Genomic DNA, 12,955 nt, shown 5'->3' with positions numbered 1-12,955 from the left:
AGCTCCTAGAGAATGTAGCGACTGAGATCTTCGTTTTGGGCCAGCTCACCCAGATGCTTTTCCACATAGCTGGCATCTATCACAAAGCGGCTGTCGGCGCTGCCGGCATCGAATGAAATGTCCTCCAGCAGGCGTTCGAGTAAGGTGTGCAAGCGGCGTGCGCCGATGTTTTCGGTGCGCTCGTTGACGTCGTAAGCTGTCTCTGCGATGCGACGGATACCATCTTTGGTAAATTCAATCTCCACCCCTTCGGTTTGCAGCAGCGCCTGGTGCTGTTCTGTGAGTGAGGCCGAGGGCTCGGTGAGAATGCGTTCGAAGTCATCCGGCGACAGCGCGCTCAACTCCACCCGAATAGGCAGACGCCCTTGTAGCTCGGGGATTAAGTCTGACGGCTTGGATAAATGGAAGGCGCCGGAAGAAATAAACAATATATGGTCGGTTTTTACCATACCGTGCTTGGTGCTGACGGTGCAGCCTTCAATGAGCGGCAGCAGGTCGCGCTGCACGCCTTCGCGCGAAACATCGGCGCCTCCACTTTCGCCGCGTTTGGCTACTTTGTCGATTTCATCGATAAACACAATGCCATTTTGCTCAACCGATTCGATGGCCATGCTTTTTATATCGTCGTGATTGACCAGCTTAGCGGCTTCTTCTTCCTGCAGTGCTTTTAGCGCCTGCTTAACTGTCATTTTGCTGGTTTGCGTTTTGCCGCTGGACATGGACGAAAACATATTTTGTAGCTGGCTGGTCATTTCTTCCATACCCGGAGGCGCCATGATTTCTACGCCGACAGGGTTAGCAGACAGGTCTACTTCAATTTCTTTATCGTCTAGGTCGCCTTCACGCAGCTTTTTGCGAAATACCTGGCGGGTGTTGGCGCCGGACTCGGAGTCGGTTTCACCGCGGGCTTTGGGTAGCAGTGCGTTTAAAACCCGCTCTTCGGCGGCCTCGGCGGCGCGTACTTCCACCCGTTTCATGGCTTGTTCGCGCTGCATTTTGATCGCGCTTTCAACCAGGTCGCGAATAATGGATTCGACGTCGCGGCCCACATAGCCGACCTCGGTAAATTTGGTGGCTTCCACTTTAATAAAAGGGGCCTTTGCCAGTTTGGCCAGGCGCCGGGCAATTTCGGTTTTGCCTACCCCGGTGGGCCCAATCATCAAAATATTTTTGGGTGTAATTTCACTGCGTAAATCGGCGTTAACCTGCATACGGCGCCAGCGGTTGCGCAGGGCGATGGCAACAGCGCGTTTGGCGTCCTGTTGGCCGACAATAAAACGGTCGAGTTCGTGCACGATTTCTCGTGGGGTCATACTGGACATAAAATTACTCGCAATCAGTAATCCAGAGATTCGATGGTCTGGTTGTGGTTTGTATAAATGCAAATGTCGCCGGCAATGGACAGCCCTTTCTCTACAATCGATTTGGCGTCCAGTTCGGTGTTATCCAGCAGGGCGCGCGCCGCCGATTGGGCGAATGCGCCACCGGAGCCAATCGCTATCAGATCGTCTTCTGGCTGAATGACATCGCCATTGCCGGTAATAATCAGCGAGGCTTCTTTGTCCGCTACCGCAAGTAGAGCTTCGAGGCGACGCAACGAGCGTTCGGTTCGCCAGTCTTTGGCAAGCTCGACTGCCGCGCGGGTAAGCTGGCCGCCGTAGGCTTCGAGCTTGGCTTCGAAGCGCTCGAAAAGGGTGAATGCATCGGCAGTGCCGCCGGCAAAACCCGCTAAAACCTGATCTTTATACAGACGCCTTACCTTACGGGCGTTGCCTTTCATAATGGTGTTGCCCAGTGAGACCTGGCCGTCGCCACCAATGACAACAGTATTGCCACGGCGCACGGAGAGAATGGTGGTACCTCGGTACTGTTCCACTGTGTATCCTTTGCTGTTGGTAATTACTTGTGGCGCTGAGGCCAGAGGCCGCGAGAGCGGCGAGTAGTGTCAGGGTGGGGGCAAGTTTTAAAAATTCAAGCGTGCAGCAGCGGCGGGCGCCGCCGGCAAACGGGTTTGTCGGCCGGCGCGGGGAAAGGGGGGCTGAGCTTTTAGCCCTCTGGGTTGCGTTTTAGTACCAGAGCGTTATAGCGGTTCGATACCAACGTTGAACGGGCCTTAGCTAAGCGCGATTGGTTGTCGAACGGGCCCACCACTACTCGGTGCCAGCGCTCGCCATTGCGGATGGTGACATCTTCTGTGCGCGCATCTAGGTTGAGTAAAATGAGTTGCGCGCGCAGGTTGTCGGCGTCCTCGGCATTGCGAAATGAGCCCACTTGCAGCAGGTACTCTACGGCCGGTTCTTGCGTTGCGCTTTGCGAGGTCTCGACCGGCTCGGTGGCGGGCACGATCACTTCGCTCTCTTGCAGCAGCTTGTAAAAGTCGAAACGCGGTTTGGGTAAATCATTTTTTTCCTGTTCGACGGGTTCTGGCTCGGCAGCCGTGGCCTGCGGGGCAGGGGCAGCTTGGCGCGGTGCCAGTGCCTGCTGGCTGGGAGATACGCCCGCCAGATAAACCAGGAACATAATGAAAGCGCCCAGCATGGAGCCGATAAAAAGCCACACCCACCAGGGCACTTGAGGCTTGGCTGCGGCTTTTTTAGCCGCTGGGCGCTTTTTCTTGGCGTAGTCTCGGGTCATGGGGGGCGCTCTTACAAAAGCGGGTATTTTACGGGCAGTGGGAACAAAGCTGCAATTGTTACTCAGCTCATATCCTGTGGATCCACGTCGATTGACCAGCGTAAGTTGCGATGGGGTTTTAGCTCGCTAATGTGATGCGCCAGGATCTGCAGGTGTTGATTCAGTAGCCCTCGGCTGGTGGATTTTAGCTGTATCAGGTAGCGAAAGCGCTGCCCGCGTTTTTCCATCAATGAGGGCATGGGGCCGAGAACTTGCAGGGCTGGGTCGTGGGGTAAGCTATCGCTGAAGATGCGCAAGCCCTGGAGAAAGTGCAGCGCCTGCTCCGCGTTAGGGGCGTCGGCACGCAGTAGTGCCAAATGGCTGTAGGGCGGCATCAGGGTAATCTCGCGCTCGGTGAGGATGGCTTCGGCAAATTGCTGGTAATCCTGCTGTACCAGTAAATTCAGCAGCGGGTGCTCAGGCGTGCGGCTTTGTAAAATCACTTCCCCTGGCTTTTGCGCGCGCCCAGCCCGGCCCGCCACCTGGGTGATCAGTTGGCCCATGCGCTCGGGCCCGCGAAAGTCGGCGCTCAGCAGGCCGCTGTCTACATCGAGAATAATGGCCAGGGTCACATCGGGAAAGTGATGTCCCTTGGCGATCATTTGCGTACCTACTAATACACAGGGGCCACCACTTTTGATGCTGGCCAGTTTGTTTTCCAGCGAGTTTTTCTGGCGGGTGGAGTCGCGGTCAATACGAATGATGTCTGTACCGGGCAGCTCGCGGGCTAACAGCTCTTCGCTGCGCTCGGTACCCGAGCCCAGCGCTAACAATTTGTGGCTGTTGCAATTGCTGCAACGTGTAAGCGCGGGGCTCTGGTAGTCACAGTGATGGCAGTGCAGGTGTCTGGGCTGTTGATGCAAGGTAAGTCTGGCGTCGCAGTTGGGACAGAGGACTTGGCTGCCGCAGTCGTAACATTGCAGGGTGGGGGCATAACCGCGACGGTTGAGAAACACCAATACCTGATTGCCCGCATCGAGGTGGCGCCGAATGGCATTCATGCTGAAGTCGGTGATGCTTCTGTCAGGAGCACACTCATTGCTGTCGACTATTTGAATGCGAGGTGCGGCTTGTTGGTTGGCGCGCTGGCGCAGCTTTAGCTGAGTGTAGCGCTGGCGGCGGGCGTTGTAGAGCGATTCCAGTGCGGGAGTGGCGCTGCCGAGTATGATTGGAATCCCAAGGTTTTTGGCTCGCAGGCAAGCCAGGTCGCGAGCTGAGTAGCGAAAGCCATCCTGTTGTTTAAATGAGCCGTCGTGCTCTTCATCTACGATAATCAGGCTGGGGTGGCGCAATGGGGTAAATATTGCCGAGCGGGTGCCAATAATAATACGAGCACTGCCGTCGCTCGCTTTGGTCCAGGCGTTCAGGCGCTCGCGATCGGACAGCCCCGAATGCAAGGTGACGATATCTTCGTCAAAGCGGCGCTCGAAGCGGCGAATGGTTTGTGGCGTTAGGCCGATCTCAGGGACTAAAACCAGGGTTTGTGCCAGCGGGTTCGCTTCTAGAGTGCGGGCAATAGCTTGTAAATACACTTCGGTTTTGCCGCTGCCCGTGATCCCATCGAGCAAATAGGTGTTGTATTTACTCAGATCAATATTGTCCAAAGCCAGGCGTTGGTCTTCGTTTAGGGGTAGAGCAGCCTGGGGGGAGAATTGGCGCCTGGGGGCGTGGGTTGGTTCGATGAGTTGCCGCTCGCACAGGCGTTTGAGAGCATCGCGGGCAAAACCCGCGGTTTTTAAATCTTGCCAGCGGCTGGGGCCCTGCTCGCGCAAATAGAGTATGAGCTCAGCTTGGCGCGGCGCCTTGCGCAGTGGTTGGTCCGGCAGCCCCTGTCCCTCCGGGGTCAATTGCCAGTAGCGGCTGTGTGGATCTTGCTGGTACTCGGGAGGTTCGCCTTGGCGCAGTAAGACTGGCAAGGCAGCTTGTATCGCTTCACCAATAGGGCAGTGATAATAGTCTGCCGCCCAACTTAACAATTGCACTATGTCTGCTGGCAAGACAGGTTCGGGGTCCAGTAATTCGATGGCGGACTTGATCTTCTCGGGGGCGACTGTGCCACTGGCCTTTACTGCCATTATTACCCCGACCAGTTCGCGCCCAGCGAAGGGCACACGAATCCGCGCGCCCACTGTCGCGGGGGCAGAGGCTGGGGCTAGGCGATAGTCGAAAAGTTGTCGCAAGGGTACGGGCAGCGCGACTTGTACGCAGAAGAGTTCGGTCATTAAGGATAATGCTTAAATGATTGATAGTCGCCAAGCTTACTGGAATTGATGCGGAAACTCACTGGGGCGGAGGGTTGGGCTACTTGAGGCTAAAAAACGCACATTTTTCTTGATTTGGTAAGTCGTTGTGTTAGTATCGCGGCCCCGAAATTGCGATAACCCGCGATACCGTGCCAGGCAAAGAGGCTTCGACCTTGTGTTCAGGTGGCGGTATACACAACATAGGTCAAGATCATGCAAGCTGATATTCATCCGAATTACACCGATGTCACTGCAAACTGTAGCTGTGGCAACCAGATCAAAACTCGCTCTACTCTGGGCGAAGACTTCCACATCGACGTTTGCTCTGAGTGTCACCCATTCTTCACCGGCAAGCAGAAAGTTGTTGATACCGGTGGTCGTATTGATCGCTTCAACAAGCGTTTTGGCGGCCGTATCGGTGGCGCTAAAAAGTAATGTGAGTTGTCTTGGAGCTATGCTCCAGCAGCCAATAAAAAAGCCCGTCTTCGCGACGGGCTTTTTTGTGTGCGGTATTAAAAGAGTTCTTCGGGCAGCATTTGCGTTTTTTGGTCCGCGCTGCTCGCGCCCGAGTCCTCCATGGGGGGAATGTTGTCTTCGCGGAAAATTTCAAAGATGGCGTCGGGGTCATTGGGGCCTGCGCGTTTACCGGTTTCCGGATCGATCCGCACCGTGACGATACCATTGGGCCTTTTGCTGGGCTTTTCAGGTTTTTCGGCTAACGCTGCGCGCATATAGTCAATCCAAATGGGTAGAGCCGCTGAGCCGCCGTATTCGTTATTACCCAGAGGGGTGTTTTTGTCAAAACCCAGCCAGGTGACGGTCACGATATCCGGGTTGTAACCGGCAAACCAGGCATCGCGGGGGCCGTTGGTGGTCCCTGTTTTACCTGCGATATCGCCGCGCTCTAGCACGCGTGCGCGTTTGCCGGTGCCACGGGCAATCACATCGCGCAGCATTGAGTCGGCGATAAAAGCGGTTTGCGCATCCAGAATTCGCGGCGCGGGTACACTGGTCTCCGTCGTTGAGTCTTCGGGCTTTTCGCTGTTCGCTGCGAGTAGCTCTTCTAAGGTGCTCGCCTCGGCGGGCTTCTCCACCTTTTCTTCGCGCTCGCAGTTATGGCAGACGGTGGCCGGAGTCGCTTTAAAGGGCAGGTCACCATTGACGGTTTCAATTCTGTCGATCAGGTAGGGCTCGACTTTAAAGCCACCGTTGGCAAAAGCGGTGTAACCTTCCGCAAGCTGCAGCGGTGTTACATCGTGGCTGCCCAGGGCGAGCGACAGGTCGTAGGGCATGGCATCGGGGTCAAAGCCAAACCTTGCCAGGCTCTCGTGTGCTGTTTTCATTCCCAGGGAGCGTAAAATCCGGATGGAAACCAAGTTGCGCGAGCGATAAAGGGCCGTGCGCATGCGCATGGGGCCAAGGAATTTACCTCCGTCATTTTCGGGGCGCCAAGTTCCCTCCAAACTCGCATCTTCAATCACAATGGGGGCATCATTGATGATGGTGGCTGGGGTAAAGCCGTGCTCAAGTGCGGTGGTGTAGATAAAAGGCTTAAAAGACGAGCCCGGTTGTCTGGTGGCCTGAGTGACCCGGTTAAAGTGACTTTGGTTGAAGTCAAAACCGCCCACCATAGAGACAATGGCGCCGTCGTGGGGGTTAAGAGCTATAAGAGCCGCCTCTGCCTCAGGTAGCTGGCTTAATTGCCAGCCCTCATTGGACTCGCGCAGGCGAATTAAGTCGCCAACGGCCAGAACATCGGCTGCGGTAGTGGGTTTTTTACCGCGGTAATTTTCGTTTAGGTATGGGCGGGCGTCAGACAGCCCCTGCTCCCAGTTGAGCTGAATCAGGCTGCCGTCGCGCAGCATAACGTCGGCTGATTGCTCTGCTACCTGCGTGACTACGGCGGGTGTCAGGCCGCCATAGGCGGGAACGTCTTTAAGTAGTTCGAGCCATTCGCTTTCATCGCTGTCGGCAAGATTCCCTTCCGGGCCGCGATAGCCGTGGCGCTGATCGTAAGTGATAATGCCTTCAACCACCGCCTGTTGCGCGATTTCTTGCAAGTGGGCGTTCACTGTCGTATAGATATTGTAGCCGTCTGTGTAGGCTGCCTGGCCGAACCTGTCTATGGCTTCCTGGCGCGCCATTTCTGCAACGTAGGGCGCGTAGAGCTCAGGGGTTAGGCCGTGGTAGCGGGCCGTAATAGGCTCGGCCGTTGCGCTGCGCCAGGTCTGCTCGTCTATATGGCCCAGCTCGTACATGCGACCCAGAATCCAATTGCGTCGAATCAGGGCGCGCTGGGGATTGGCCAGCGGGTTGTAGGCTGACGGGGCTTTGGGTAAACCGGCGATCATCGCCCATTGGGCGAGGCTCAAATCGCCGATATCCTTGCCGTAATAGACGCTGGCGGCGGCTTGGATGCCATAGGCGCGGTTACCAAAATAAATTTTGTTGTTGTATAGCTCGAGGATTTCGGCTTTGCTGAGTTCGCGCTCGATCTGCAGGGCGAGCAAAATTTCATTGAATTTGCGGGCAAAAGTCTGGTTGAAAGTGAGGAAAAAGTTCCTCGCTACTTGCATGGTAATGGTGCTGCCGCCGGACTGAATCTGTCCTGTTTGCAATAATTGTGAAGTCGCTCGCAAAAGTCCTTTAATGGAGACGCCGTTATGGCCGTAGAATTGGGCATCTTCCGCTGAAAGTAGAGCTTTTATGTATAACGGTGGGATCTTGTTATAGCTGATAGGGGTACGCCGCTGCTCGCCAAACTCGCCGATAAGCTTGTTGTCGCTGGAGTAGATGCGCAGGGGAGTTTGCAGTTTTATTTGTCTTAAAGACTGAACATCCGGCAGTTTTGGGTCAAGATAGAGGTAGAGGCCGGCAAATGTGATGGCTGTCACGCCGCATCCGGCCGCGATTAACCATAAAAGCACTTTGATAAAAGAATATTTTTTAAGCATTTTTTCTATGGGAATTAGAGGGTTAGCAACATCTGCCGATTGAGGCCAGCATTATACGGGGTTTTTATCGGTTTACATATGTGTGTACTTGTTGCAGGCTTAAGTTAAAGTGCTATAACATAAACGACGGCTAAGTTACGGATATAGATAGAAAAATGGGCGTTTTCGGATTCTTGGATAAAAAGACCAAGCCGGTGCTGGGGGTCGATATAAGCTCTACTTCGGTCAAGCTTCTGGAGTTGAGTCGCAGCGGGGATCGTTACCGGGTAGAAACCTATGCGGTGCGTGCTCTGCCTCCCAACGCGGTGGTCGAAAAAAACATTAATGACCCGGTGGCGGTGGCGGAAGTTATCCGCACTTTGGTAAAGCAGTCGAAAACCAAAGTTAAACAGGCCGCTGTTTCGGTAGCTGGTTCTGCGGTTATCACCAAAGTCATTGAGCAGCCCGCTGGCTTGAGTGATGACGATCTGGAAAATCGCATCTACTTAGAAGCCGATCAATACATTCCTTTCGATACCGACGAAGTCTCCATTGATTTTGAGGTGGTGGGCGAGTCTCCCAACGACCCGGAAATGGTCGAGGTACTGCTCGCGGCTTGTCGCACCGAAAATGTCGATTCCCGCGTTGAGGCGCTTCAGGGCGCTGGCCTGGAAGAAAAAGTGGTCGATGTCGAAGCTTACGCTATGGAGCGCGCTTTTGAATTGGTGTTGGAGCAGCTCGAAGATCAGGACAATCAGGTTGTTGCTGTGCTCGATGTCGGCGCCACCATGACCACCCTAAGTGTGCTTGTCGATGGTCGCACTATCTATACTCGCGAGCAGCTGTTTGGCGGGCGTCAACTCACCGAAGAAATTCAGCGCCGCTACGGTTTGTCGATGGAAGAAGCCGGGCTTGCGAAAAAGCAGGGCGGTCTGCCTGATGACTATCAGTCCGAAGTGCTTGAGCCGTTTAAAGAGGCGGTAATCCAGCAGATTACTCGTTCGCTGCAATTCTTTTTCTCTTCCAGTGAATACAATGATGTGGATTACATCGTCCTGGCAGGCGGTGTGGCTTCTATGGAAGGCCTGGTTGAATTAATAGAGGAAAAGCTTGGCACGCAAACACTGGTTGCCAATCCCTTTGCGAACATGTCGGTCGCATCGAGGGTGAACGCAGCAGCTCTTGCCAATGATGCCCCTTCGCTGATGGTGGCAACCGGACTGGCGATGAGGAGCTTTGACTAATGGCTAATATAAACCTCCTTCCCTGGCGGGTCACCTACCGGGAAGAAAAGAAGAAAGAATTTATCGCCATCATGTTCGGCGTGTTTTTAGTCGCCTGTGTGCTTGCGTTTTTCTGGGTATCCCAGGCCAATGGTCGGGTAGATCATCAGCGTCAGCGCAACCAAATGCTGCAGGCCGAGATTACCGAGCTGGACAAAAAAGTTGCCGAAATTAAAGATCTGCAGAAAAAGCGCGAAGAACTGCTCGAACTCATGGAGCTAATTCGTAGCCTTGAAGGCACTCGCTCGGTAATCGTGCATCATTTTGACGATTTGGTCCGCGCTATTCCCGATGGCGTCTATCTGACCTCCTTGGAGCGGGTTGGCGAAACCATGAATATGGAAGGTCTGGCGGAATCGAATAACCGGGTGTCCAGTTTTATGCGTAATCTGGATGCCTCTCCCTGGTACGACTCACCCAACTTGTCATCGGTAGAAGTGGCTCCGGGGGCAGGAGGGCAAGCAAATGCTTTTGTTATGACCGTTAAAACGGTTGTTGCTAAAGCGGCTGATGTTGAGTCAGAAGAGCAGGGGGCAGAGTAATGGCTTTTAAAGATACCATTGCGCAAGTTCGCGAGTTTGATTACGAAGATCCCAATAAGCTGGGTGTTTGGCCTCTGCCAACAAAAATTCTTGTATGTCTGTTTATTGTTGCCGCTGTGTTGGCGGCCACCTACTACTTTAAAGTTAAATCAATTAACGAAACTTTAGTGCGAGAGCAGGCTGAAGAGCGCACCTTGCGTCAAACTTTTGAAACACGCAGTGCGCAGGCGGCCAACCTGGCGGCTTATCGAGCGCAAATGGAAGAAATGCAGCGCTCTTTCGAGTCTTTGTTGGCACGCTTGCCCTCTGACAATGAAGTGCCTGGCTTGTTGGATGATATCGATGCGCGCAGCGTCGAAAGCGGTTTAAGTGATCTGAGTCTTGAGCTGCAAGATCAGCGAGATGCAGAATATTATGTGGAGTTGCCTATTAGTATTAGCGTGAAGGGTGGCTATCACGATTTCGGTGGCTTCGTCAGTGGTGTGGCAGGCATGCCGCGTATTGTCACCCTGCATGATTTTTCTATCAAGCAGTCCGAAGAGGGTGGAGACTTGTTGATGGAGATAGGGGCTAAAACCTACCATTATCAAGGAGGAGGGGATGATGAATAATAAGACCCCGCTTCTTTTGGCTGTAGTGCTACTGGCCGGTTGTGGCGCAGGCGGCGATTTAAGCGACTTGCGTGATTACATTGAGGAGACCAAGCGTCGCCCGGGCAAGCAGATTGAACCTTTGCCTGTATTTCGGCCTCTGCCACCGTTTAGCTATTCGGCGATGACCTTGCGCAGTCCGTTTGAGCGTCCTGTTGAGGAACTGGCCAGCGTCAAGGGCGGCAAATCCGTCGAGCCTGATTTGAGTCGGCCGAAAGAGTACCTGGAAAATTTCAGTATCACCAATATGCTGATGGTAGGTACGGTGGAGCAACAAGGTACTCTATGGGCCTTGATCGACACCGGGCCAGGTAGTCAGCGTAGCGTTGAGCCTGTCACCGTGGGCAACTACATGGGCCGTAATCACGGCAAGATTATATCGGCATCACCGACGCAAATTGAGGTGATGGAAATCGTATCCGATGGCGATGACGGCTGGGTCGAGCGTCCTCGTATTATCAAATTACAAGAAAAGGAATAGGCGGTCATGCGTGCTTTGTTCTTTATGGGGTGGAAAATGAGAAAAACACTCGTGTTGCTAATGGTTTCCCTGCTGTCGTGTGCGGCGGGGGCGACAACCCTGGACGATATCCGGTTCGCAGAGCTGCCTAATCAGCGCTTTGAGGTGCGCCTTACTTTCAGTGACGCGCCTCCCGAGCCCCAAGGGTATACGATTGAATCTCCTGCGCGCATTGTGCTGGACTTCCCCGAGGTTGTCAGCGAGCTGCAAGAGCGCCGCTATCCATTGGCGTTTGACAATGGCAAGAGCGCCATGGTGCTGACCTCTGGTGACCGTACCCGCCTGATTTTGAATCTGGAAAACCTCTCTACTTACAAATCGAGTGTTGATGGCAATGCTTATGTCGTTGAGGTAGGAGCTAATGATCCAGGCGTGGTGCAGCAAAATACCGCCAGCCAAACAGCCAAGGCGGTTACTACTACGCAGTCTAAAAGCTCTGGCGCTAAGGCTATCAAAGCCATTGATTTTCGCCGCGGGGAAAGCGGGGAAGGTCGAATTATTGTCGATTTGTCCAACAGTAGTATCCGTGCTGATCTGCGCGATACGGCCGAAGGTGTGCGGGTTCGTTTTAGCAATACTCAGCTGCCTGCTGAACTGCGTCGCCGCCTTGATGTGATTGATTTTGCTACCCCGGTTAGCATTATTTCGGCCGACAGCGACGATGGCGATGCGGTACTAAATATTAAGGCGCAGGGTGAGTTTGATTATCTCGCCTACCAAACCAATAACCGTTATATCGTTAGTGTTAAGCCTCTAACGGCGGCTGAGAAAGCCCAGAAAGAGCGCGAATTTGAATACACTGGGGCGCGCCTGTCTTTTAACTTCCAAGATATTGAAGTGCGCGCGGTCTTACAGATTATTGCTGATTTCACTGAGCTTAATCTGGTTGCCTCTGACACGGTGCAAGGTCGGATTACGCTGCGTTTGGACAATGTGCCCTGGGATCAGGCGCTCGATATGGTACTTAAAACCAAAGGTTTGGATAAGCGTCAGGTGGGTAATGTGCTGATGGTGGCACCGGCGGCAGAAATCGCTGAGCGCGAGCGCCAAGAGCTGTCTACCAAGCGTCAGTTAGAAGAATTGGCACCGCTGCGCACTGAATATATTCGCATCAGCTACGCCAATGCGCAGGAAGTTTTTGAAATCGCCATGGGTGGTGAAAGTGGCAACCGCAGTAACAACAGTCAGGGCGCCAATTACACCCTGCTGTCTGAGCGCGGCCATGCGGTGGTTGATAGCCGTACCAACTCAATTATTGTCACCGATACAGTAGATCGCGTTGAAGCATTTAAAACGTTGCTGCAAGAAATTGATGTGCCGATCAAGCAGGTGATGATCGAGGCGCGTTTGGTTATTGCCAACAAAGATTTCCGCGAAGAGCTGGGTGTGCGCTGGGGTGGTGTAGGAGCCAGCCTGGGCGATGACGCTTTGTTTGAGGTGGGTGGCTCTGTTGATGGTTTGGATTCAGACCCCGGCACTCCGTTTGACTTTATCTATGGTGGCGGCACCATGGATCTGAATGAAAACATGATGGTGGACATGGGGATCGAAAACCCTGTTGGCAGTATTGCTTTCGGCTTGTTGACCGATAACACCTTCTTGGATCTGGAGCTGTCAGCAATGGAGTACAACGGCTACGCCGAGATTGTCTCCCAGCCTAAAGTGATTACCGGCGATAAGCAGCAGGCTAAGATTTCTACCGGTAGTGAGATCCCCTACCAAGAGGCTTCGGCCAGTGGTGCAACGGCTGCGTCCTTTAAAGAGGTTGTCTTGGAGCTGGATGTTACGCCGCAGATCACACCGGATAACAACATCATTATGGACTTGGCGATCAAAAAAGATTTGCTTGCTGAGATTAACCAAGAGTTTAACGTTCCGATTATCGACATTACTCGGGTGAACACAAAAGTCCTCGTCAGCGATGGTCAGACTATTGTGTTGGGTGGTATTTTCGAGATGCAACAACTGACCGGTGTGGATAAAGTGCCATTCTTGGGTGATATCCCTTACTTGGGGCGCCTGTTCCGTCGCGATATTGTGAACAATGAGAAAAGTGAACTGTTGGTCTTTATTACTCCGCGTATTATGGCTAACGAGTTGACTGAATAACG

General features: G+C 53.6%; 11 protein-coding genes. 6 read left to right on the top strand and 5 right to left on the bottom strand.

Annotated features, from left to right (window positions below):
• Nucleotides 1-5: 5 nt before the first annotated feature.
• From hslU to NHM04_RS07715, 4 genes are all read right to left on the bottom strand, one after another.
• A complete protein-coding gene (hslU, locus tag NHM04_RS07730) occupies nucleotides 6-1,322 on the bottom strand; it encodes an ATP-dependent protease ATPase subunit HslU (RefSeq protein ID WP_254266406.1) in 1,317 nt (438 codons plus the stop codon).
• A gap of 14 nt (nucleotides 1,323-1,336) precedes the next feature.
• Nucleotides 1,337-1,876, bottom strand: a complete 540-nt coding sequence (gene hslV, locus NHM04_RS07725) for an ATP-dependent protease subunit HslV (RefSeq protein ID WP_254266405.1) — start codon at nucleotides 1,874-1,876, stop codon at nucleotides 1,337-1,339.
• Between the two features lie 170 nt (nucleotides 1,877-2,046).
• The gene (locus NHM04_RS07720; protein WP_254266404.1) at nucleotides 2,047-2,634 is read right to left on the bottom strand and encodes an SPOR domain-containing protein; all 588 of its coding nucleotides are present in this window, start codon (nucleotides 2,632-2,634) and stop codon (nucleotides 2,047-2,049) included.
• A 62-nt stretch (nucleotides 2,635-2,696) separates the two neighbouring features.
• On the bottom strand, nucleotides 2,697-4,895 hold the full coding sequence (locus tag NHM04_RS07715) for a primosomal protein N' (RefSeq protein WP_254266403.1): 2,199 nt from the start codon (nucleotides 4,893-4,895) through the stop codon (nucleotides 2,697-2,699).
• A gap of 234 nt (nucleotides 4,896-5,129) precedes the next feature.
• Between NHM04_RS07715 and rpmE the strand changes: the two genes are divergently transcribed.
• The gene (gene rpmE, locus NHM04_RS07710) at nucleotides 5,130-5,351 is read left to right on the top strand and encodes a 50S ribosomal protein L31 (protein WP_254266402.1); all 222 of its coding nucleotides are present in this window, start codon (nucleotides 5,130-5,132) and stop codon (nucleotides 5,349-5,351) included.
• Between the two features lie 77 nt (nucleotides 5,352-5,428).
• Here the strand turns inward: rpmE and NHM04_RS07705 are convergent, their stop codons facing one another.
• The gene (locus NHM04_RS07705; protein ID WP_254266401.1) at nucleotides 5,429-7,870 is read right to left on the bottom strand and encodes a penicillin-binding protein 1A; all 2,442 of its coding nucleotides are present in this window, start codon (nucleotides 7,868-7,870) and stop codon (nucleotides 5,429-5,431) included.
• A 155-nt stretch (nucleotides 7,871-8,025) separates the two neighbouring features.
• On the opposite strand from NHM04_RS07705, the gene NHM04_RS07700 reads away from it, so the two are divergent.
• The 5 genes from NHM04_RS07700 to pilQ are packed head-to-tail and all read left to right on the top strand — an operon-like array spanning nucleotide 8,026 to nucleotide 12,953.
• Nucleotides 8,026-9,093, top strand: coding sequence for a pilus assembly protein PilM (locus NHM04_RS07700; protein WP_254266400.1), 1,068 nt, complete (start codon nucleotides 8,026-8,028; stop codon nucleotides 9,091-9,093).
• Nucleotides 9,093-9,674 carry a PilN domain-containing protein gene (locus NHM04_RS07695; protein WP_254266399.1) on the top strand — a complete coding sequence of 194 codons (582 nt, stop codon included), beginning with the start codon at nucleotides 9,093-9,095 and terminating at the stop codon, nucleotides 9,672-9,674. The genes NHM04_RS07700 and NHM04_RS07695 overlap by 1 nt, the downstream gene beginning before the upstream one ends.
• Nucleotides 9,674-10,285, top strand: coding sequence for a type 4a pilus biogenesis protein PilO (locus NHM04_RS07690; protein ID WP_254266398.1), 612 nt, complete (start codon nucleotides 9,674-9,676; stop codon nucleotides 10,283-10,285). The genes NHM04_RS07695 and NHM04_RS07690 overlap by 1 nt, the downstream gene beginning before the upstream one ends.
• Nucleotides 10,275-10,805, top strand: coding sequence for a pilus assembly protein PilP (locus NHM04_RS07685; RefSeq protein WP_254266397.1), 531 nt, complete (start codon nucleotides 10,275-10,277; stop codon nucleotides 10,803-10,805). The genes NHM04_RS07690 and NHM04_RS07685 overlap by 11 nt, the downstream gene beginning before the upstream one ends.
• A gap of 36 nt (nucleotides 10,806-10,841) precedes the next feature.
• Nucleotides 10,842-12,953: a type IV pilus secretin PilQ family protein gene (gene pilQ, locus NHM04_RS07680; protein ID WP_254266396.1), complete on the top strand. Its 2,112-nt coding sequence runs from the start codon at nucleotides 10,842-10,844 to the stop codon at nucleotides 12,951-12,953.
• Nucleotides 12,954-12,955: the final 2 nt, after the last annotated feature.

This window comes from Gilvimarinus sp. DA14 (assembly GCF_024204685.1).
In the GTDB taxonomy this organism is placed as follows: Bacteria; Pseudomonadota; Gammaproteobacteria; order Pseudomonadales; family Cellvibrionaceae; genus Gilvimarinus.
This window is presented reverse-complemented; position numbering and strand designations above follow the sequence as displayed.